At 71.8% G+C, this 19,832-nt stretch carries 27 protein-coding genes; 13 read left to right on the plus strand and 14 right to left on the minus strand.

Annotated features, from left to right (window positions below; translation table 11 throughout):
* Nucleotides 1-152 precede the first annotated feature (152 nt).
* The 3 genes from ACGFIM_RS00770 to ACGFIM_RS00780 all read right to left on the minus strand — a co-directional run bounded on the left by ACGFIM_RS00770 (nt 153) and on the right by ACGFIM_RS00780 (nt 2,121).
* Nucleotides 153-1,502, minus strand: coding sequence for a pentapeptide repeat-containing protein (locus ACGFIM_RS00770; RefSeq protein ID WP_393192418.1), 1,350 nt, complete (start codon nt 1,500-1,502; stop codon nt 153-155).
* A 77-nt stretch (nt 1,503-1,579) separates the two neighbouring features.
* Nucleotides 1,580-1,843, minus strand: coding sequence for a DUF4342 domain-containing protein (locus ACGFIM_RS00775; protein ID WP_393192421.1), 264 nt, complete (start codon nt 1,841-1,843; stop codon nt 1,580-1,582).
* Between the two features lie 5 nt (nt 1,844-1,848).
* Nucleotides 1,849-2,121: a DUF1876 domain-containing protein gene (locus tag ACGFIM_RS00780; RefSeq protein WP_393192424.1), complete on the minus strand. Its 273-nt coding sequence runs from the start codon at nt 2,119-2,121 to the stop codon at nt 1,849-1,851.
* 231 nt (nt 2,122-2,352) lie between these two features.
* On the opposite strand from ACGFIM_RS00780, the gene ACGFIM_RS00785 reads away from it, so the two are divergent.
* The gene (locus ACGFIM_RS00785) at nt 2,353-3,192 is read left to right on the plus strand and encodes a universal stress protein (RefSeq protein ID WP_393192427.1); all 840 of its coding nucleotides are present in this window, start codon (nt 2,353-2,355) and stop codon (nt 3,190-3,192) included.
* Between the two features lie 16 nt (nt 3,193-3,208).
* Here ACGFIM_RS00785 and ACGFIM_RS00790 read toward each other — a convergent pair whose 3' ends face one another.
* Nucleotides 3,209-3,544, minus strand: a complete 336-nt coding sequence (locus ACGFIM_RS00790) for a metalloregulator ArsR/SmtB family transcription factor (protein WP_364069328.1) — start codon at nt 3,542-3,544, stop codon at nt 3,209-3,211.
* Between the two features lie 84 nt (nt 3,545-3,628).
* On the opposite strand from ACGFIM_RS00790, the gene ACGFIM_RS00795 reads away from it, so the two are divergent.
* From ACGFIM_RS00795 to ACGFIM_RS00805, 3 genes are all read left to right on the plus strand, one after another.
* Complete coding sequence (locus ACGFIM_RS00795) at nt 3,629-4,711, plus strand: flavin-containing monooxygenase (protein WP_393192431.1); 1,083 nt, start codon at nt 3,629-3,631, stop codon at nt 4,709-4,711.
* Between the two features lie 102 nt (nt 4,712-4,813).
* Complete coding sequence (locus ACGFIM_RS00800; protein ID WP_393192434.1) at nt 4,814-6,193, plus strand: FAD-dependent oxidoreductase; 1,380 nt, start codon at nt 4,814-4,816, stop codon at nt 6,191-6,193.
* Nucleotides 6,194-6,297: 104 nt separating this feature from the next.
* The gene (locus ACGFIM_RS00805; protein WP_393192437.1) at nt 6,298-6,651 is read left to right on the plus strand and encodes a metalloregulator ArsR/SmtB family transcription factor; all 354 of its coding nucleotides are present in this window, start codon (nt 6,298-6,300) and stop codon (nt 6,649-6,651) included.
* A gap of 69 nt (nt 6,652-6,720) precedes the next feature.
* On the opposite strand, the gene ACGFIM_RS00810 is transcribed toward ACGFIM_RS00805, so the two are convergent.
* Nucleotides 6,721-6,894 carry a hypothetical protein gene (locus tag ACGFIM_RS00810; RefSeq protein ID WP_393192440.1) on the minus strand — a complete coding sequence of 58 codons (174 nt, stop codon included), beginning with the start codon at nt 6,892-6,894 and terminating at the stop codon, nt 6,721-6,723.
* 72 nt (nt 6,895-6,966) lie between these two features.
* Here ACGFIM_RS00810 and ACGFIM_RS00815 point away from each other — a divergent pair, with 72 nt between their 5' ends.
* A complete protein-coding gene (locus ACGFIM_RS00815; protein WP_393192443.1) occupies nt 6,967-7,134 on the plus strand; it encodes a hypothetical protein in 168 nt (55 codons plus the stop codon).
* A 143-nt stretch (nt 7,135-7,277) separates the two neighbouring features.
* Here ACGFIM_RS00815 and ACGFIM_RS00820 read toward each other — a convergent pair whose 3' ends face one another.
* The 3 genes from ACGFIM_RS00820 to ACGFIM_RS00830 form a co-directional block, all read right to left on the minus strand.
* The gene (locus tag ACGFIM_RS00820; protein WP_393192446.1) at nt 7,278-7,856 is read right to left on the minus strand and encodes a GNAT family N-acetyltransferase; all 579 of its coding nucleotides are present in this window, start codon (nt 7,854-7,856) and stop codon (nt 7,278-7,280) included.
* A 10-nt stretch (nt 7,857-7,866) separates the two neighbouring features.
* Nucleotides 7,867-8,202, minus strand: coding sequence for an ArsR/SmtB family transcription factor (locus ACGFIM_RS00825; RefSeq protein ID WP_393192449.1), 336 nt, complete (start codon nt 8,200-8,202; stop codon nt 7,867-7,869).
* A 177-nt stretch (nt 8,203-8,379) separates the two neighbouring features.
* On the minus strand, nt 8,380-8,757 hold the full coding sequence (locus tag ACGFIM_RS00830) for a VOC family protein (RefSeq protein WP_393192452.1): 378 nt from the start codon (nt 8,755-8,757) through the stop codon (nt 8,380-8,382).
* Nucleotides 8,758-8,860: 103 nt separating this feature from the next.
* Between ACGFIM_RS00830 and ACGFIM_RS00835 the strand changes: the two genes are divergently transcribed.
* A complete protein-coding gene (locus tag ACGFIM_RS00835; protein WP_393192455.1) occupies nt 8,861-9,193 on the plus strand; it encodes an ArsR/SmtB family transcription factor in 333 nt (110 codons plus the stop codon).
* Between the two features lie 33 nt (nt 9,194-9,226).
* On the opposite strand, the gene ACGFIM_RS00840 is transcribed toward ACGFIM_RS00835, so the two are convergent.
* Complete coding sequence (locus ACGFIM_RS00840) at nt 9,227-9,649, minus strand: heme-binding protein (RefSeq protein WP_393192458.1); 423 nt, start codon at nt 9,647-9,649, stop codon at nt 9,227-9,229.
* Between the two features lie 23 nt (nt 9,650-9,672).
* A complete protein-coding gene (locus tag ACGFIM_RS00845; RefSeq protein WP_393192461.1) occupies nt 9,673-10,914 on the minus strand; it encodes an MFS transporter in 1,242 nt (413 codons plus the stop codon).
* A gap of 105 nt (nt 10,915-11,019) precedes the next feature.
* Between ACGFIM_RS00845 and ACGFIM_RS00850 the strand changes: the two genes are divergently transcribed.
* Both ACGFIM_RS00850 and ACGFIM_RS00855 read left to right on the plus strand, forming a co-directional pair.
* A complete protein-coding gene (locus ACGFIM_RS00850; RefSeq protein ID WP_393192464.1) occupies nt 11,020-11,499 on the plus strand; it encodes a MarR family winged helix-turn-helix transcriptional regulator in 480 nt (159 codons plus the stop codon).
* A gap of 127 nt (nt 11,500-11,626) precedes the next feature.
* Nucleotides 11,627-12,166, plus strand: coding sequence for a hypothetical protein (locus tag ACGFIM_RS00855; RefSeq protein WP_393192467.1), 540 nt, complete (start codon nt 11,627-11,629; stop codon nt 12,164-12,166).
* A 23-nt stretch (nt 12,167-12,189) separates the two neighbouring features.
* Here the strand turns inward: ACGFIM_RS00855 and ACGFIM_RS00860 are convergent, their stop codons facing one another.
* A complete protein-coding gene (locus ACGFIM_RS00860) occupies nt 12,190-12,615 on the minus strand; it encodes a hypothetical protein (RefSeq protein ID WP_393192470.1) in 426 nt (141 codons plus the stop codon).
* Nucleotides 12,612-14,357 (minus strand): hypothetical protein, encoded by a 1,746-nt coding sequence (locus ACGFIM_RS00865; protein ID WP_393192473.1) that lies wholly within the window; start codon nt 14,355-14,357, stop codon nt 12,612-12,614. The genes ACGFIM_RS00860 and ACGFIM_RS00865 overlap by 4 nt, the downstream gene beginning before the upstream one ends.
* Nucleotides 14,358-14,829: 472 nt before the next feature.
* On the opposite strand from ACGFIM_RS00865, the gene ACGFIM_RS00870 reads away from it, so the two are divergent.
* Entirely contained in the window at nt 14,830-15,591 is a 762-nt protein-coding gene (locus ACGFIM_RS00870; RefSeq protein ID WP_393192476.1) for a hypothetical protein, read from the plus strand.
* Between the two features lie 164 nt (nt 15,592-15,755).
* Nucleotides 15,756-16,295 (plus strand): hypothetical protein, encoded by a 540-nt coding sequence (locus ACGFIM_RS00875; protein WP_393192479.1) that lies wholly within the window; start codon nt 15,756-15,758, stop codon nt 16,293-16,295.
* Nucleotides 16,296-16,497: 202 nt separating this feature from the next.
* Here ACGFIM_RS00875 and ACGFIM_RS00880 read toward each other — a convergent pair whose 3' ends face one another.
* On the minus strand, nt 16,498-16,902 hold the full coding sequence (locus tag ACGFIM_RS00880) for a MerR family transcriptional regulator (RefSeq protein WP_393192482.1): 405 nt from the start codon (nt 16,900-16,902) through the stop codon (nt 16,498-16,500).
* 43 nt (nt 16,903-16,945) lie between these two features.
* On the opposite strand from ACGFIM_RS00880, the gene ACGFIM_RS00885 reads away from it, so the two are divergent.
* On the plus strand, nt 16,946-17,701 hold the full coding sequence (locus ACGFIM_RS00885; protein WP_393192485.1) for a methyltransferase domain-containing protein: 756 nt from the start codon (nt 16,946-16,948) through the stop codon (nt 17,699-17,701).
* 48 nt (nt 17,702-17,749) lie between these two features.
* Nucleotides 17,750-18,274, plus strand: coding sequence for a GNAT family N-acetyltransferase (locus tag ACGFIM_RS00890; RefSeq protein WP_393192488.1), 525 nt, complete (start codon nt 17,750-17,752; stop codon nt 18,272-18,274).
* On the opposite strand, the gene ACGFIM_RS00895 is transcribed toward ACGFIM_RS00890, so the two are convergent.
* Nucleotides 18,207-19,058: a helix-turn-helix transcriptional regulator gene (locus ACGFIM_RS00895; RefSeq protein ID WP_393192491.1), complete on the minus strand. Its 852-nt coding sequence runs from the start codon at nt 19,056-19,058 to the stop codon at nt 18,207-18,209. The two genes, ACGFIM_RS00890 and ACGFIM_RS00895, sit on opposite strands and share 68 nt — an antisense overlap.
* Nucleotides 19,059-19,193: 135 nt before the next feature.
* Between ACGFIM_RS00895 and folE the strand changes: the two genes are divergently transcribed.
* Nucleotides 19,194-19,802: a GTP cyclohydrolase I FolE gene (folE, locus tag ACGFIM_RS00900; RefSeq protein ID WP_393199562.1), complete on the plus strand. Its 609-nt coding sequence runs from the start codon at nt 19,194-19,196 to the stop codon at nt 19,800-19,802.
* Nucleotides 19,803-19,832: the final 30 nt, after the last annotated feature.

Consider the following 19,832-nt stretch of genomic DNA (forward strand, 5'->3'; position numbering starts at 1 on the left):
ACCTATCTGTCCCTATGTGTGGGTTGTCCCCATATGTCACACCTTCTGTTTACCCGTCGCGCCATCCGCACCGGCCCGCCGTGAACAGGACTTGGGCACCCGCAGGGCAAGGCTTGGGCGCCGCGCGCCTTTTGCCATGCCGTCCCGCGAAACTACGAGGGGAGCTTCGTGCTCGCGTCCTTCTCAGCCGTGTCCAAGCCCACCACGCCGGTCAAGTCCGCGCCGGTCAGGTCCGCCTGACGCAGGTCCGCGCCGGTCACGTTCGCCTCCCGCAGATTCGCATCGCGCAGGTCCGCGGCGGTGAGGCCGGCGTCGCTCAGGTCCGCGCCGCTCAGATCCGCGCCGTTGAGCTTCGCCTGGCTCAGGTCCGAGTCGAACAGATTCGCCTTGATCAGGCTCGCGCCATTCAGTCGTGCACCGGTCAGGTCCGCGTGGAACAGGTCGACGCCGCTCAGATCCGCACGGCGCAGATCCGCACCGAGCAGCGCCGCGCTGCGCAGCTTCGTGCCGGTCAGGTCCATGCCGCGCAGGTCCGTGCCGAGCAGCTTCGCGCCGCGCAAGTCCGTCTCGAACAAACCGACGCCGGTCAGAGCCGCCTCGCCCAGGTCCGCTTCGCGCAGGTCGGCGCCGTGCAGGTCCGCGCCGGTCAGGTCCGCATCGCGCAGGTTCGCGCCGCGCAGGTCGGCGCCTTCCAGGCGCGCGTCATGGAGGTCGGCAGAGCTCAGATCGGCGCGTATCAGCCTGAGGTCGCTCAGGTCCGCACCGGGAACGCGGGTATGCCTCAGGTCGCAGCCGCAGGCCGCGACCTCGTAGTCCTGGCCGATCTCGACCTCCTTGTGGAGGGCGCCGAGTATGGTCAAGGCGGCCTGCACGTCGGTATCGGGGCGCTCGGGGAGCTTGGCCTTCGGTTCCGGGTCGTGCTGGCGTACGTACGCCGACAGGACGTCGACGATCGTCGGGCGATCGCGTTCTGAGTCGTTCGCCAGCCGCTGCAGGGCGTAGATCGCCCCCAGGCGGACATCGATGTTCTTGGAGCCGAGCTGCCCGATCGCTTGGGTGTAGTGGTCGGTGATCTGCCCCTCCTGCGAGGTCTCCAGAGACCGGGCGGTGTAGACCAGGCTGCCTGCGGTGAACAGCAGACCGAAGACGACTCCCCAGGTGCTCCACCGCTGGAGGCGCGTGGTGCGTTCCGCGATGAGCGCGTCGAAGTGGTCCTTCGGGTTCGACCTGAGGGCCTCGATCTGCTCTGCGGTGAGCGGCGGCAACCTCGGACGGGGGAGGCGGACGGTCCAGCGGACCATGCCGATGACCAGGGCCGCGCATGCGAGGACGGCGAGCAGGAGAACGGTCAGCTCGTCGTAGAGGTCCACGCCTGTGACATCGCGCAGCCGGCCGGCCGCCTGCCAGAGCAGGCTGACGGTCGCGGTGGCGATGACGACGACGATGAGTGCGCCGATCAGCCAGATGAGCGCTCGGTAGAAGCGTGCACGCCGAGGAGTCACGGTTCCATTTGATCAAAGGCGCAGAACGTGCGGCCCGGGTGGAGGAAACTGGCCCCGGCCGGACAGCCTGACCGGCGTCACCGTTCGGCGCTCCTCCTCTGAGAGGGCCGGTCGACGTCGATGGTCCACCCTGCGGCGACGGCGGCCAGACCGGCCAGCACCGTGACGAACGGCGCCGCCACGAACGCCACGGCTCCCGCCGTCAGCGGGACGTTCAGCACCGTGCGCCCGCGCGCGTCCTTGACGACGATCCGCCGTACCCGGCCCTCGTGCAGCAGGGTCCTGACCGTGCCGGCGAGCCGTCCGCCGCGGGCCCTGAGGTCGTGCTCGGCGACGCTCATGCCCGTCACCACGAACGGCTCGGCACCGGCGGGCCGGCCAGCGCGCTGATGTCGCGCTGCGTGATGACGGCGAGCTTGCCGGAGAGGTCGGCCAGCGCGCGCGAGGCCGCCAGCTCGTCGCCGATCTCCGGCACCGGCGGGTCGGCCGGGTTGCGCCGCGCATGTCCCTCGCCCGTCAGGCGGCCCTTGCCGTCCTGGGTGGTGAGCACCGCCCGGGCGTGCGTGTCGTCGCGATCCTCGTTCAGGTAGATCTGCACCGTCCACCGCTTGGCTTCCATGGTCCGCCCCTTTCAACGTTCTCCTTCCACTCCACCTGGCCGGCCGGGGGAGGGGCAGGGGCGAAGGTCCCGAGGCCGCCGTGACGAAGGGCTGCGGTGGCGATCGGCGGGACCTGCGTAGCGCACGATCCGGGACCAAAGACACATGTTCCCGGGACCTCCTCCCGCAGCGTCGTTCAGCGGCCTCGTCAGAAGCTGGAAGCAAGGAAACGAACGGGGAGGAGAAGGGCGATGTCCCAGCAGATCGTGGTCGGCGTGGACGGCTCGCCCGCGGCAGCGGCGGCGGTGGAATGGGCCGCCGACGACGCCACGCGGCGCGGGCGCGACCTGCGGATCGTGCACGTATGCGAGCAGTGGTCACAGAACCAGGGCACCGAGCACTGCGAAGGCGCCCTCGAAGCCGCCGCCGACATCGCCCGCGGCCTGGCCACCGGCGTCAAGGTGACGACGGAGCTGCTGACCGGCAACGTCGTCGAGCGGCTGATCGCCGAGTCCGCCACGGCCGACGGCATCGTGCTGGGCAGCCGTGGCCTCGGCGGGTTCACCGGCATGCTGCTCGGCTCCGTCAGCAGTGCGGTGGCCGGGCACGCGGCGGGGCCGGTCGTGGTCGTCCGCGCGCCGCAGCGGGCGCAGCACGGCCGCGTCGTGGCCGGCTACGACGGCTCCGAGCACGCGCAGGCGGCCATGCAGTACGCCGTCGAGCAGGCGAGGAGCCGCCATGCGCGGCTGCACGTGGTCACCGCCTGGCAGGTGCCGTCCCTCTCCCCGTACGGCGTCGCCTACGCCCAGCTGATCGAACAGATCATGGAGGAGCAGCCGCGCAGAGCCCGCGAGCTGGTCGAGCCCTGGCGCACCGCCAACCCCGACCTGGTCATGACCGATGAGCAGCCGTGCGACCACCCCGCCACCGCCCTGATCCGAGCGGCCGAGACCGCCGACCTCGTCGTGGTCGGCTCGCGCGGGCGCGGCGGTTTCGCCTCGGCGCTGCTCGGCTCGATCAGCCACGCCGTCCTGCACCACGCGACCTGCCCGGTCGCCGTGGTCCGTCCTCCCGCCGAGAAGGACGCGTGATCGCCTGCCCAGCCCGTCAGCAGCAGAAGCGCAGGTAGTCCCGCAGGTCGTCGAGGATGCGGGCGACGCTGTCGCGGTCGCCCCGGTACAGCACCTCCTTGCCGGCGCGGCGTGAGGTGACGATGCCGCCTCGCCGGAGCAGGGCGAGCTGCTGGGAGGCGGCCGATTGGCTGATGCCGGCGCGTTCGGCGACCTGGTTGACCGACAGCTCGGCGCCCTGGGCGAACAGCAGCATGATCTGCTGACGGCTCTCGTTGGCCAGGGCTTTGAGGAAGTCCTGAGCGGCCTGCGGCAGCCGCGGCGCGCACGTGGCGCCCGCTGTCGCCTCTGACGGTGTCGTGGTCTCGCTCATGCCTGCTCCCTCCCGATACCACCCGCAGCTTACCCCTCGTACCAAATTATTGACATATTAGAAAATGACGGTACGTTCTGCCGCATGCCGAACGACTCCATCCTGATCGTCGGAGCCGGGCAGTCCGGCCTGGCCGCCGCGCACGCCGCCCTGGAGCAGGGCCTGCGGCCCGTGCTGCTGGAGGCGTCGGACCGCCCGGCCGGATCATGGCCGCGCTACTACGACAGCCTCACCCTGTTCTCGCCCGCCCGCTACAGCAGCCTGCCCGGCATGCCCTTCGGCGGCGACCCCGAACGCTACCCGCACCGAGACGAGGTCGTCGCCTACCTGGAGCGCTACGCCACCGCCCTGGTCGAGCGCGGTGCCGAGCTGCGCACCGGCTCCCGCGTCAGCGCCGTGAAGCCCAGCGCGGGCGGCTTCCTCGTACGCCTGGCCGATGGGCAGGAGTGGACCGCCCCGGCCGTCATCGCGGCCAGCGGCTCCTTCGGCCGCCCGCACCGGCCCGGCCTCCCCGGCCTGGACACCTTCACCGGAGGTCCGGTGCTGCACGCCGCCGACTACCGCTCGCCGGCCTCGCTGCCGGGCGAGCACGTCGTCGTGGTCGGGGCGGGCAACTCGGCGGTCCAGATCGCGTACGAGCTGGCCGCCGAACGCCGGGTGACGCTGGTCAGTCGGGCGCCCATCCGCTTCGTCGAGCAGCGCCCGCTGGGCCGGGACCTGCACTTCTGGTTCCGCGTCACCGGGTTCGACCGGCTGCCCCTGGCCCGCGCGCAGATGCCGCCGCCGTCGCCCGTCCTCGATGACGGCCGCTACCGCCGGGCGCTGCGCGAGGGTCGTTACGTGCGGCGGGCGATGTTCACCCGGCTGGACGGCGATCACGCGATCTGGAGCGACGGCCGGCGCGAGCGGGTCGATGCGGTGCTGCTGGCCACCGGGTACCTGCCGGACCTGCCGTACCTCGCCGACATGGGCGCGCTGGACGCCGAGGGGCGGCCGCGCCAGCGCCGCGGCCTTTCGCTGTCCCATCCCGGCCTGGGCTACCTGGGGCTGGAATGGCAGCGTACGCCGTCGTCCAACACGCTGCGCGGGGTCGGCGCGGACGCCCGGCGCGTCGTTTCCACGCTGGCCCGCCACGTGCGCGAAATCCGGCAGAGCGCCGTTACTTAGATGAACGTCTAATTTGACATCCCTCTAATCACGCGGGCATGCTCTCTCAGAGAGCCCTGTTTAGACATCCATCTAAGCAAACTGCTACCGAGGAGAAGCGCCATGAGCGGATGCTGTGGTCCCGCCGCCGTAGAGCCGGAGTTCGGCCGCCAGAGCGAGCAGATCGGCAGCCTGCCCATCGCCGTCATCGGGGCGGGCCCGATCGGGCTGGCCGCGGCGGCCCACCTCACCGAACGCGGCCTCGGTTTCGTGGTGCTGGAAGCGGGGGAGCGGGCGGGCGCCTCGGTCGCCCAGTGGGGCCACGTCCGGCTGTTCAGCCCCTGGAAGTACGACATCGACCCCGCCGCCCGGCGCCTGCTGGAGGCCGCCGGCTGGAGCGCGCCGGACCCCGAGTGGCTGCCGACCGGCGCCGAACTCATCGACGGCTACCTGGCCCCGCTGGCCGGACTGTTCGGCGACCGGATCCGCACCGGCGCCAAGGTGACGGCGATCAGCAGGCTCGGCTACGACCGCGTCCGTACGGCGGGCCGCGAGCAGGCGCCGTTCCTGATCCGCCTGGCCGACGGAAGCGAGCTGCACGCCCGCGCCGTCATCGACGCCTCCGGCACCTACGCCACCCCGAACGTCCTCGGCGCGTCCGGCCTGCCCGCCCGCGGCGAGGCCGACGCCGAAGACCTGATCGACCCCGCGCTGCCCGACGTCCTCGGCGCGGACCGCCACCGCTACGAGGGCAGGCACGTGCTGGTGATCGGCGCGGGCCACTCGGCCGCCACCACCCTGCTCGGCCTGGCCGAGCTGGAGGACACCGCCATCACCTGGGCGATCCGCGCGGGCGACCCGGCTCGTACGTACGGCGGCGGCGATGCGGACGCGCTGCCCGCGCGGGGAGCGCTCGGCACCCGCCTGCACGCCCACGTCGAGAGCGGCCGCATCCGCCTGCTGACCGGCTTCTTCACCCACGCCATCGAACGCGAGGGCACGCAGGCGCGGGTGATCAGCCGCGCCCCCTCGGGGCACGAACGGTCGGTTCCCGCTGACCGCATCGTGGCCGCCACCGGCTACCGCCCCGACCACACCATCGCCGCCGAGCTCCGCCTCGACCTCGACCCCGTCCTCGGCTCCACCCGCGCCCTCGCCCCGCTCATCGACCCCAACCGGCACTCCTGCGGCACCGTCCCGCCGCACGGCGCCGGCGAACTGGCCCACCCCGAGCCCGGCTACTACGCCATCGGCGTCAAGAGCTACGGCCGCGCCCCGACGTTCCTGCTGGCCACCGGCTACGAGCAGGCCCGCTCGGTGGTCGCCGCCCTGGCCGGAGACTGGGAGGCGGCCAGGAACGTGCAGCTCGACCTCCCCGCGACCGGCGTGTGCTCCTCCAGCCTCGCCGAAGCCCAGGAGCAGCGCGCCGGCCTGGCCGCGGGGATCAGAGGTGGCCTGCTCCCTCTGGCGGACGCGTCCGCCGGCGGAGGCTGCTGCGGCTGACCGCCGGCCCGGGTCCCGGCCTTCGGTGCGTTGCCAGGGGCCGTCACGGGCGGCTTGCGCACCCGCCTATGATTTAGACAGATGTCGAATCAGGAGGTGTCGTCGTGACCGCCACGCCGGCCGGGTGCGGCGCCCCGCTCACCAGGGAGCCGCTCAGCGAGAACGACGCCACCGAGCTGGCCGCGCTGCTGAAGGCGGTGGCCGACCCGGTACGCCTGCGCCTGCTGTCGATGATCGGCTCCCACCCGGGCGGCGAGGCCTGTGTGTGCGACCTGACCGGCGCTTTCGACCTGACCGCGCCCACCATCTCCCACCACCTCAAGGTGCTGCGCACCGCCGGGCTGATCGACGGCGAACGCCGCGGCACCTGGGTCTACTACCGCATCATCCCGGAGACCGTGGCCAGGCTCGGCGCCGTCTTCACCCCGCTCGCCGCGCCCGTCCCCGCTTCCCGGTGACCTCACCCGCCCGCCCTCGCCGGGGGAGGGCGGCCCGGGGCCGACCCACGCTCCCGCCGGTGCGCCCCTTCACGCGCAGGAGCTCCCGGCGACATCCGCGTACGTGCCTCTGCGGAACGCGGCCTCGGTGACCGGCGCCCACTCCCGCCACTCGCGCAGCCGCTCGGCGTAGATGGCCTCGATCTCGCCGAGCGTGTTGCCGGGGACGAGCCGCCGGGCCGGCTCTTCGGTGTCGGCGAGCATGAGGATCGCGTTCCGGGTCGCCGAGCCCCCATTCCTGGGCGTCGGTCATCTCATGGACGGCGGCGTGGCCGGGTGGCGCTCGGCGGTGCGCAGGCTGGTGGCGCCGGCGAAGTCCGTGGCGTACGGGCCGGGCTCGACGCGCTGGGCCGCGAGCCGGCCGCGCTCGCCGGCCCGCTCGCCGAGCAGGTCACGCTCGGCGCCTTCCCGACCGCGACCTGGTCGCTCATCCCCTGGCCGTGACCAGATCAGAGCCGTCTCCAGGACAGCGCGTCGTCATCGGGGCCCTCCGAGGTCATCGGGGCCCTCCGAGCCGCGGCCGAGCCCGCATGACCCCGCGCAAGGCCCCGCTCGCAAGCGGGGCCTGTGCACGCGTGCCTACGACATCAGGTTCCGGCCACCGGGCTGCGCCGCTCCACCATCAGCACGTCCCGCCACACCCCGTGATGACGGCCGATGCGCTCGCGGGTCCCGACGACGCGGAACCCGAGCGCCTTGTGCAGGGCCAGGCTGGCGGCGTTCTCGGGGAAGATGCCGGACTGGATCGTCCACACGCCCGCGTCCTCGCACGCGGCGATGAACGCCGTCATCAACGCGCGCCCGATGCCGTGAGTCTGGCAGCCGGGGTGGACGTAAACGCTGTGCTCGACCACCCCGGCATAGACGCTCCGCGCCGACACCCGCGAGGCCGCCACCCACCCGAGCACCTCGCCCGATCCGGCGTCGGCCGCCACGAACCGCAGGTTCGGCAGCCGGCTCGCGCTGAACGCCGCCCAGCTCGGCGCGACGGTCTCGAAGCTCGCATGACCGGTGTCCAGCCCGGCCTGATAGATCGCCAGCACCTCCGCCGCGTCGCCGTCGCGCATCGGCCGGATCTTCACGCCCGGACAGGGGACCCAGGCCGCCACGGCATCCGGATCGCCGCTCCCGAGACCGGCGGGAAGCGCGGTGATGTCGTCCGCCATGCTGATCTCCTCACTCGCAGACCGGCGCGGGCGGCACCGGCTTGCCCATCACCACGTCCGCCGCCGTGGGAAAGCACCTCACGCAGTTCTCGTTGATCCGGTAGAGGCTGGAGGTCCCCTGCCGCTCCACCAGCACGAACCGCACCTCGGAGAGGATCTTCAGGTGATGCGACACCGTGGACTGCCCCACCCCGGACGCGGCCACGATCTCGCCCACGCTCATCGGCTCGCGCCGCCGCGCCAGCAGCGACACGATCTGGATCCGCGTCGCGTCGGCCAGCGCCTTGAACCAGCTCGCGTACTCCTCGGCTTCGGCACGGGCGAGCGGCCCCTTCTCTCCAACCATCGATCATCGACGATATTCGATGAAGGGGGAGAAGGGGAAGCCCCTCGGGGGCGTGGGCCGGCCGTCCGCCGCGTGGGGCCAACGTCCTGATGGAGAGGAAGCCCCTCCGGGGGCGCGGGCCGGCCGGATCGCGGTCGGCCCGCCACCGTTCCGCGAGCCCTTCTCTGGCCGGCCGGGTCACTGTCCCGGCAGCGCCTGGAGCTTGCCGGTGTCGAACTCGACGTACTCGATGACCGCGCCACCGGGGTGGCGGATCGTCAGGTTGCGGCCGGTGGGGACGTCGTTCGGGCCGTCCAGCGTCTCGCCGCCTTCCCTGGCGACGATCGCGAAGACGTCGTCGATGCTGTCGACGATGGCGGTGGCCTGCACGTCACGGTACGGGGCCAGGGCCTGCGGGGTGCCCGCGACCAGGAGACAACCACCGATGCTCGCCAGCTCGACCTCTCCGTACGTGAAGCGCAGACCGGGCTGCGTGCCGGTCAGGGCCACGAAGGTGGGCAGAGCGGTGTCCAGATCGTCAACGTAGATGCGGGCGTAGGTAGCGCGGACCGCCATCGATTCCCCTTTTGATCATTTCGATTTTCCCGAATTGACGAAGCGAACCTTACACTGGTGCCGTTCCGGAGCGTCGACCAAGTCACCGAAGCAGGAGAGCCGGATGCGATCGCAGCCTCAGCCGAACACGGCGGACCTGGAGCTGGCCGCCGTGCTCCACGCGCTCGGGGACCCGGTCCGCCTCGAGCTGGTCCGCCTGATGGCGGCGGGCGGTGAGGTGCCGTGCAGCCCGCCGCACCTCGACGTGCCGCGCTCCACGCTCTCCAACCACTGGCGCATCCTGCGGGAAGCCGGCCTGACCTCGACCCGCGCGGAGGGCAAGGCCCGCTTCATGACCCTGCGCCGTGACGACCTGGAGGAGCGCTTCCCCGGCGTCCTCACCTCGATCCTCGCGTCGACCACCCCGCCACCGGCGGACGACCCGAGCGGCGCCTGAGGCGGCGTCAAGCCTCGCCCGGTTCGCCGGGGATCAGGCGATGGCGGCCAGGCCCGCCTCGGCGACCCGCACGTCGTCGCTCCAGTGGCCGCCGCACACCCCGATGCCGCCGATGATGTGCCCGTCGGCGGTGATGGGGACGCCGCCGCCGAAGGTGACGATCCGATCGATCTGGGCCGGGACGCCCATCGCCAGCGGGGCGTCGTCCTTGATGAAGTCGTGCCAGCCCTGGGTGGTCATGCCGAATCCGGCGGCCGTGTACGCCTTGTCGATGGCGACCTGGATGGTGATGTACGGAGCGCCGTCCATGCGGGCGAAGGCGTTCAGGTGCCCGGCGGCGTCCACCACCGCGATGGAGAAGCGCTCGCCGGCGGCCTCGGCGGCCGCGATGGCGGCCTCGACCACGGCGCGGGCGGCCTCGTTGGTCAGAGCGGGAACGGTACGGACAGCGGACATGGTCGATCCTTTCCGATGAACGATCACTGACGGGTGGCGGTGAGCGTGCCGGTGGCGGGTTCGGGGTCGCGGTCTTCGGCGCGGGTGGGGATCAGGACGGCGGCCAGCAGCGGGAAGGCCAGGATCGCGGCGAACGCGGTCCCGTAGCCGGCACCGGCGATCAGGGCGCCCAAGATCGGCGGGGTGGCCGAGGCGACGGCGTTCTGCGCGGTGTTCTGGATGCCCAGCGCGCGCCCGGACCAGGCGCGTCCGGCGTGTTCCGCCACGGCGGTGAAGGCCAGGCCGTTGGGGCTGACGGTGACGATGGCGGCGGCCAGCAGCACCGCCACGGCCACCGGCGAGCGGCCGGTGACGGCCAGCAGCGCCACCACGGCGGCGATGGCCAGCGACGTGATGCGCATCGGCCGCAGCCGCGAGCCCACCCGGTCCGACCACCAGCCGGCCGCCAGGCGGGCCACGGCGCCGCCGGCCTGCCCGGCCGCCAGCAGCTGCCCGGCGGTGGCGGGGTCGAAGCGCTGGACGTCCACCAGGAACACCGGCGCGAACGTCGCCACGGTGAACTGCGGCACGATCAGCAGGGCGCTGGCGGCGTGGATGCGCCACAGCACCGGCGTACGGTACGGAGAAGCGGCGACCGCGGCTTGCCCCGCGGCCGCCCGCCGTGGGTCGCGGACCAGCGCCGCCACCAGCAGGGCGGCGGCCAGGCAGCACGCGCCCATGAAGACCAGCGCGGGGGCGCTGCCGGCGGCGGCCAGGCTCGGCAGCGCCAGCGCGGCGACCGCGACGCCGAGGGGCTGGGCGGTCTGGCGGATGCCCATGGCCAGGCCGCGTTCCGCGGCGCCGAACCAGCCCATGATCAGCCGGCCGCTGGAGGCGTGCACCGAAGCCCCGGCGGCTCCGGCGAGCAGGAAGCAGATCCCCAGCGCGACCGGGTGGTCGGCGGTGGCGGCGGCCAGCAGCACCACCCCGGCCAGGCCCAGCCCGCTCGACAGCACGATCCGCTCGCCCCAGCGGTCGGCCGCCGCACCCCAGGCGATCAACGTGGCCAGCAGCCCGGCGGTGGGGGCGGCCGCCAGCAGTCCGGCCGCCGCCAGCGACAGTCCCTGGGTGCGCAGGGCCGGGATCAGGTAGGCCAGGCCGAACTGGAAGGTGCATCCGGCGGTCATGGCCAGCATCCCGACCGACAGCACCAGCCAGCGCCGCCGGTCGGCCGGTACGGGGGGAGGTCCGCCGGCAGGCGGGCGCGGTGATGACGTGGGCGGCACGGCGTTCTCCTCGCAACGAGAGGCTTATTCGATGGCTGATACTTAACAGCATGCTGATAGAACTTCGCAAGCTGCCCGATATTCGCCACCTGATAGATTGCGGGCATGCACTACTCCGAGCGGCTGCTGGGCTACATCAAGCGCGCCGAGCAGACCACCCAGGCGGCCAAGGAATACGTGCTGCGCGACCACGGGATCACTCCGGCGCAGCAGAGCGCGATGGCGATCCTGTCCGACCACGACGGCATCACCGCCGCCGAGCTGGCCCGCAAGTGCGCCGTCACCCCGCAGACCATGAACAGCACCCTCGGGCGGCTGGAGAAACGCGGCCTGGTCGAACGCCGCCCCCATCCGATGCACGGCACCCTGATCGAAGTCCGGCTCACCGCCGCGGGACGCGACCTGTTCGACCGCGCCGACGCCCACGTGGCCGCCCTCGACACCGCCCTGGCCGCCGAGCTGAGCGATGAGGAGCAGGCCGAGCTCAAACGCCTGCTGACCCGCGTCAGCGAGACCGCCCAGCGGATCACCGCACAGCCCGAGACGAGCGCCCGCCGGCCCACCGGCAGGACGGCGAGTCCTTGACCGACCGCACGAAGGCCGTCAACAGGCCGGACTCACACGCGGCCGCTTCCAACGGATCGGTCTGCGCGTCGGCACACCTTCTGATCGACCGAACGGCACTGAGGAAGCCCCGAGGAGCGCACCTGCGATGACCACCGCCGTACAGCGGCTGATCGAGGCGGCACATCCCGCACCACCGGCGGCACTGTTCGACTGGGCCCGGGTCGAGCACCGCCTCGGGACGCCCGTGCCGCAGGACCACCGCGCGCTCCTCGACGCGGGGGGCGGCGGGCTCTGGCTCGGCTGCCTGCGACTCCACGTCCCCGAGCCCGGTCCCGGTCTCCGGCACGTCGATCTCGAACGGGCACGCCTGGAGTCCGATCAACTTCAGGATCTGTTCGAGGACGAGGTGGTGGCACCGCCCGGCGATCTCGGCCCGGACGACAGGCTGCTGCCCTGGGCCTCGACGGGCGCCGGGGTCACGCTCTACTGGCAGGTCTCACCCGCGGCGGCCTCCGGCGCGTACCCGATCCGGATCTCGGACCGGAACGGCGACGTCTGGGAGAGGTACGACCTGCGCACCACCGACCTGCTCCTGAACATCGTCACGGGCGAGGTGCGCGGCGAGCTGCTCGACGAGCCGTGGCTGGAGCGCGACAGGCTCTTCACGCCCTACGCCGACCGGTAGCGCCGCCGGTGTTCACGCCGCCCTCATCGGCCGTGGACGGTGCGTCCGGCCGATTCGAGGGCGCGGGTGGTGATGTCTCCAACGTTGAGCACCGTGGTGACTCTCACCGACCGAACTCCTTCGGATACCGTCGTCCAGGCGATCACGGGCCGGCCGTGATCGTCCAAGGTCATGTCCACGTCCGCGCCGGCCTCACCCGACACGACGGTGGAGGCGCACGTGCTGTTCCAGCACGTGGCCAGTTTCATCTGGTCGGTGTCGTAATCGTGGTACGCCACCAGCGCCCGCCCGGCCGCGTCCAGTGCCACAGCGGGCTCGCTGCCACGACGTGCCACCTGGATTCTGCCGGCCTGTGCGCAGGCCCGGTCGCGGCAGTCGAGCAGGCCGATCGAGTCGTCCAGGGCGTCGAAGTACGCGATGATCGGCCGCCCATCTGGTCGCAGGGTCATGGAGATGCGGCCGGCCCGGCGACGCTCGAGCTCCTCGCCGTGACCCCGCTGCGGCTTTTCCGTCCGGGGGGCCGGTCGGCGCAGGTGAGCACGTACACGGCGCTGGTGCGGGGATCCATGCGCGCGGCCACCGGCCGGCCGTCCGCACCGACTGCCACCGCCAGGGCGCGTTCGTTGGCGTACGGGTCGGACTTCAGGTCGGCGGACATCGTCTGTGCGGGCCGGGAACAGATCGGGTCGCCGCAGAACGTGAAGGAGACCACCTCCCGGGCAACGTCGTAGGAGTGCCTGCGCACGTGCGCGATGACCAGGCCGCCGTTCGGTCGCAGGGCGATGGCCGCGGCCTGCCACCCTTCAGGGACGGGCTCGGAGAGCGGCCCGCCGCCTTCCGGGGGAGCGCACTGTTCCCGGTCGCATATCAGCAGGCCGAGCTGAACCATGTGCGCGTCTGCATCGGGAGCACGTTTCCAGACGGCCAGGACCAGACGCCCGTCGGCCAGCCTGACGCTGCCTGCCACGGATCGGACCTCGTTCCGTCCGGTCACCCAGGTGAGCGTGGCGTCCTGGCAGGTGGGGTCGCCGCACGTGATCAGGGCGGTTCTGTTCACGAGCCGTCCGTCCTGTATCTGGGTGACCATGAGGGGCGGCCGGTCGTGGCCGGCGTACAGGCCGAGCAGGTCGGTGCGCGAGAGGTCGAGATCGAGAGCGCCGCCCGGCTCGCCGGCTTCCCGCTTGCCGCCTGCCCGCCCCGCTGCCACCTTCGCCTCCGTCACCTCCGCCCAGCCCATCGGGTTGACCAGGACGGTGCCGCCGCAGAGAAGGACGGGCAGCGTCAAGGCGGTGAACGCCCACAGGGATCTCCTGGACGCGGGGGGTGCGTCGGGAAGCATGCCGGTGATCCCGCCGGCGGCCGGTTCCTCTCCGTCCGCAGACAGGAGGACGAGGAACAGCCGGACGACCACGACCGCCTGGAAGGCCCCGGTCAGCACGATCATGACGGCGAACCCCACCCCGGTGGCGGTCGTCGCGATCGAGTCGGGCAGCTCCGCCAGGAGCCGGAAGAGCCCCCACCAGGCCAGTACGGGGATCCCGAACAGGCCGATGAGCAGCGTGAGCCCGGGGTACCACAGCCGGTCACCGCCCACGTGGTAGGCACGGGCGAGCGCCTGCCACACCGGGCGCCTCTCCAGCATCACGGCGGGAACGGCCAGCAGGCAGCGCATCACTTCGGGCGTCAGTATCACCAGGAGGGGGAACCCGAGCACCCAGAGCGTGCCGATCGCGCTGACCAGGGCCAGCCAGGCCGCCACGAGGGCCGCGATGAGCAGCAGTACGATCGCGCTGAGCGTGAGGACGGCCGGCGCGCGCCGCAGGACGGTCCGCAAGGCGACGAACGGGGGGACGGACTTTCCGAGCATCGCCCCGCCGGCGATGAGCACCAGGGCGGGGAACATCACGATGTGCGCGAAAACGGGGACGGCCCACAGCGCGAGAACCCATCGCGGAAGCGGGGACACCAGGATGAACCTGTTGTTGACCAGGACGCCCGCGTCACCGATCGCCGGGATGGCCGACAGGACGATCATGACGGCCACCGGGAGCGTCACCATGAGGGTGGGCACCGCCAGCGGTACCAGCAGCCACGTCGTCCACCAGAAACTGGGCACCAGCACGCCGGCACGCCGGCCCCGGCGCACCGCACGCGCTCTGGAGCGTGAGCGCTCGCGGAAGAGGTCTGACATCGTCGTCTCCGAGTTCCTGCCGCGGTCCGGTGTCTTCGCCGAAGGCTCGGCAGGTTCGAGCGGCATGGGTCAGGGCCATGGTCAGCACGCGAGGCGAGCCGAGCCGGTGGGACGGGAGACGAAGGGCGACCGGCGGTCAAGAAGCGTGCGACTCCCGGTTCAGCGCGCGGGATGCCGGTTGATGCGCAACGTGGCCACACTCGTCGTTCCGGCGGCCATTCGGCGGACCTGCCCGTTCCCCAGGACCGTCGCGGCTCACCCGCGGGCGGGTCTTAACCGGGAGTGAACAGACTCATGACACACGATCGCCTACTGCGACGTGGATGAGCCGTGTCCGGACCCCGATTCCCACGATGGAAACATGGCGTTTCCTCCCCGTCCGACACCACCAGGCCCGCCCCCGCGGAATCCCCAGAATCCCCAGAATCCCCAGAATCCCCAGAATCCGCAGGGTCCCGGTCCTCACCCGCCCATGAACCAGGCGCCCTACCCGACGGTGCCGCCCCGGCCCCGGCCGAATGGCAACACCGCGGTGATCGTCACGGTGGTGCTGGGCGTGGTCGTGCTGCTGCTCGGCGGCGGCGCGATCGGTGCGTACGTCTACGTCAACAGGCCGCAGGCGGTCACGGTGTCCACCCTCCCGAGCCTCGCGCCGACCACGCCGCCCCCGGCATCGGTTGCTCCCTCCCCTCCGGTGACCACGGCGCCGCCGAGCCCCTTGCCGTCCCCGTCCCCGACCGCCACCGGCGGGGAACGCGCCGGCACGCCGCTCGTTCACGAGGAGTTCCAGGACTGGGAGTACGCCTCCTACAGCGGGGAGTACAACGCGTGGAAGGTCGCCGGCTGGACGTACAGTTCGTGCGCCCCTCTGGACGTCAAGGGCGTGCTGGCCGAACACCATTGCGGGCGCGCGGTCCAGCTCGCCTTCTCGGCGGAGAACGGACACATCAAGATCCTGCAGATCATGGCGTCGTTCCCCACCGACCAGGACGCCGGCAAGGCCGCCGCCCGCATCACCCAGGCCCGCATCACCCTTGACGGACTGGCCTGGAAGAGCACCTATGCGCACACCTACGCCGGCAAAGGCATGACCATCTCGTCGAAGAACTACCTCATCGCCACGGTCGTCACCACCGACAAGACGGGACAGCCGCACACCACGACGTACCTGACGTACCTGATGGTCGATCGCATGGTGTACCTGAGAAAGCGCGACCGGGTCGTCACAAGCTGACGGGCGGCGCTATGCGGGGACCGCCGCCGCCCGGGGAGCGCTCCGGCTCCGACTGTGCCGCCGATCCGGTTGATGCGGCTGTGGACGGCTCTCTGCCGGGCGGGCCGACACGTGTCCCCCTCCACAGGGAAGCCGTCAACCGCGTCCGGTCGCCCGTCCTGCGCTTGGACGGGGACGCGTTCGTCATCGACTCCGACCAGCCCGACCTCACCCGGACCATCGTGCACGCCCGCGCCGGCCTGATCGCCGGCCCGCGCGCCGCCCGCGCCGGCCTGATCGCCGGCCCGCGCGCCGCCCGCGCCGGCCTGATCGCCGGCCCGCGCGCCGCCCGCGCCTGCCGCAACCTGCTGCTGGACGCCGGGTTCGGCGACGTGAAGGTGGAGGTGCACACCGAAGTCTTCACCGGCACGACGATGCTCGCCATGCTGACCGGCCTCGCGCAGGCCGCCCACGCGGCCGGGAGCATCACCTGGGAGCAGCGCGACGCCTGGACGCACGAGCAGGTCCGGCGTGGCGAAGAGGATCGGCTGTTCCTCGCGCTGCCGCTCTTCCTCGCCTCCGCGACTAGGCTCCATGATACCATAGGGGGGTATAGTATGAGCCTCCGAGTGTGGATCGTGAAGGAGTGCGAGCGTGCGGTTACGTCCGGCGAGAGAGGAAGACGCGCAGGTGATCGCGCGGATCTGGCACGAAGGCTGGGGTGACGGGCACCGCGGCCACGTCCCCGACGCGCTCGTGGCGGCCCGCACGCCGGAGTCGTTCCGCGAACGCGCCGCGCAGCGCATCGCGGACACGGTCGTCGCCGTCGCCCACTGCTTCCGCATGAAACGCCGCCTTTCTCTGCCCTCGATCGGCATGGGCCGATCGCTATTGGCAGCGTTTTCAAAGAGCGCAAAAGCGTCGCCCTCAGGCCGGTTCTGCGGCGGTGGCCCGCTCGACGCGTTCGGCGAGAATCGCCTGAAAATGGCGGCATTTCGAGAAATCCTCGTGCTCGCAATTCAGCGCGCCGTCGAGAAGGGCGAGCGAGGCCCGGGCGGCGGCGATGCGCCGCAGGAGGTCCTCGCGGTGGCGGTGAAGGATCTCCCGGCGGGCCGCCGGTTCTGTGGTGGTCAGTATCCGGCGGATGTCCGCCAGCCCGATGCCGGCCTCCTTGGCGCGGAGGATCAGCGCGATCCGGTAGAGGTCGTCACGGCCGTAGCGGCGGCGGTCGCCCCCGGCACGGGCGGGGGAGAGCAGCCCCATCGCCTCCCAATGGCGCAGGACGTGCGGCGCGAGCCCGAACCGGGCCGCCGCCTCGCCGATGGTCATCATCGGAGTTGACTTCATGCCGACATTAAGTCGCATGGTGGCGTGCATGTCGAACGAGAACGACCTCATCAAGCGGCTCGACGCCGCCGACGCTATGCCGGGCGCCGCCGCGCTGCGCGCCCGCTCGTACGAACTGCTGAAGCTCCGGCCTGGGGACTCCGCCGTCGATGTGGGCTGCGGTGCGGGCCGGGCGGTGGCCGAGCTGAACGACCAGAAGATCACGGCGATCGGCGTGGACGTCAGCGAAGAGATGATCGGTGTTGCCCGGCGACGCCGGCCCGAGGCCGACTTCCGCGTGGGCGACGCCTACCGCCTGCCTCTGGGCGATCACGAGGTGGCCGGATATCGGGCGGACAAGGTGTTCCACGAGCTCGCCGACCCGGCCACGGCGCTGGCCGAAGCCCGTCGCGTGCTGGCCCCCGGCGGCCGGATCGTGCTCGTCGGACAGGACTGGGACGCGTTCGTCATCGACTCCGACCAGCCCGGCCTCACCCGGACCATCGTGCACGCTCGCGCCGACCTCATCACCAACCCGCGCGCCGCCCGCGCCTACCGCAACCTGCTGCTGGACGCCGGGTTCGGCGACGTGGAGGTTGAGGTGCACACCGAAGTCTTCACCGGCACGACGATGCTGCGCATGCTGACCGGCCTCGCACAGGCCGCACACGCGGCCGGGGCCATCACCCGGGAGCAGTGCGACGCCTGGACCGCCGAGCAGACCCGGCGTGCCGAACAGGATCGGCTGTTCCTCGCGCTGCCGCTCTTCCTCGCTTCCGCGACCCGAGGCTCGTCAATACGGTAGGGGGGTATAGTATGAACATTCGGTGAGTGATCGTGAAGGAGCGAGAGCGTGCGGTTACGTCCCGCGAGAGATGAAGACGCGCAGCAGATCGCGCGGATCTGGCACGAAGGCTGGGGCGACGGGCATCGCGGCAACGTTCCCGACGCTCTCGCGGCGGCCCGCACTCCGGAGTCGTTCCGCGAACGCGCCGCGCAGCGCATCGCGGACACGGTCGTCGCCGTCGTCGAAGGCGCCGTGGCCGGGTTCGTCATGGTGGTCGGGGACGAGGTGGAGCAGGTCTACGTCGCCAGGGGGCACCGCGGCACCCCCGTGGCCACCGCCCTGCTCGCCGAAGCCGAACGCCTCGTCGCGGCCGGCGGTCACGGGCGGGCCTGGCTGGCGGTCGTCGCGGGCAACACCCGCGCCCGCCGCTTCTACGAGCGCAACGGCTGGGCCGATGAAGGGCCGTTCCACTACCGGGCGGCCGGCGAGAACGGCCCGATCGCCGTCCCGGCCCGCCGCTACGTCAAAGCACTGGCGGCAGGTCGAGGCGGACGCAGCACTGACCGGGGGCGGGGGCGAGGCGGGCCGTGACGTCCGTGGCGTTCAGACCTTCGAGCAGGCCCGTGAGCAGGCTCAGGTTCATGCCGCAGACCAGCGCGGCGTGCCGCTCGGCGAGGCTCTGGAACGGGCAGTTGCCGAGCGCGATCGTGCCGTCGGACGGGCGAGGCTCGAAACCGAGCACTTCCAAGGTCTGGACGATGCCGGTGTGCGAGGTGCGGGCTTCCCGGCCGGGCTCCTCCAGGGGTGGCGCGACGTCGGGATGGGCGGCGCGGGTGTCCGCGCCCGGCTCGTGGCGGCCAGGCCCTCCTTCGCTCGGCTCACGGCTCCGCTCGTGATGACCCGGCTCCAGGCTCCGCTCGTAGTGGCCCGGCTCCAGGCTCCGCTCGCGGCGGCCGAGTTCCCGGCCCAGCGCGCGGGCGCGCCGGTCCAGCACCGTACGCGGCGGCTCGCCCGACTCGTCGGACTCCTGGAGGGCGTCGGCGAGCAGGAGCGCGGCGGTCTCGTAGCGCCGATCCGGCAGCGACACCGCGATCTGAGCGCGCGCCCGCCGATACAGCTTCGCCGGACGGCCGGCCCCGGGACCGGACCTGCCGGTGCGGCGCTCGTACACGGCCTCCAGCAGCCCCTCCGTCACCAGCTTCTCCAGGTGGAAGGAGACGGTGGTGCGCGGGGCCTGGATCGCGTCGGCCGCCTCGTCGCGGCTCACCGGTGACGACTGGCGCACCACGTACGCGTACAGACGACGCCGCGTCGGCTCGTCCAGCGCCGCGATGGCGGAGATGTACGCCGGCCGCACACCGATGGCATCGCCCATATCTCTAAAACCCACCCTTGTTGACGGAATTACCGCACCCCTTCTAATGTTAACCAATCTTGTCATTAGAAGAAGGGTGATCATGATGAGGAACGCTTGCGACGATCGCGGACGGCCGGCATGAGCGAGTCCGTGATGCAGCCCGCCGATGACGTGGAGCAGCGGCACCTGCGGGTGGTCCGCGGCGGCGGCGTCGACCTGGAGGCCGCCCGGCGGGCGGTGACCGACCTGCTCACCGCGCTCGGCCGCGACGCGCACTCGCCGCACCTGGCCGACACCCCCAAGCGGGTCGCCCACGCGTACGCGGAAATGCTCACACCGCGCGAGTTCGACCTGACGACCTTCCCCAACGAGGAGGGCTACGACGAGCTCGTGCTGGCCCGCGACATCCCCGTGCAGTCGCTGTGCGAGCACCATCTGCTGCCCTTCCATGGCGTGGCGCACGTGGGCTACCTGCCCGGTGATCGTATTCTTGGCCTGTCCAAGCTCGCCCGGGTCGTCGAGCTGTTCGCCCGCGACCTGCAGGTGCAGGAACGCCTCACCAAGCAGGTGGCCGACTGGCTCCAGGAGCACCTGGCGCCCAAGGGGGTCGGCGTGGTGATCGAGGCCGAGCACATGTGCATGTCGATGCGCGGTGTCCGCGCGCCCGGGTCCCGCACGGTGACCTCGGCCCTGCAGGGGGTGCTGCGCGAGGACGCGCGTTCCCGGCAGGAGTTCTTCGCGCTGTCCGGAGTGCACGCCTAGCAGCCCGTACGAAGAGTCCGCACGTGCAGA

The organism is Nonomuraea sp. NPDC049309 (assembly GCF_043196965.1).
GTDB classification, from domain to species: domain Bacteria; phylum Actinomycetota; class Actinomycetes; order Streptosporangiales; family Streptosporangiaceae; genus Nonomuraea; species Nonomuraea fastidiosa.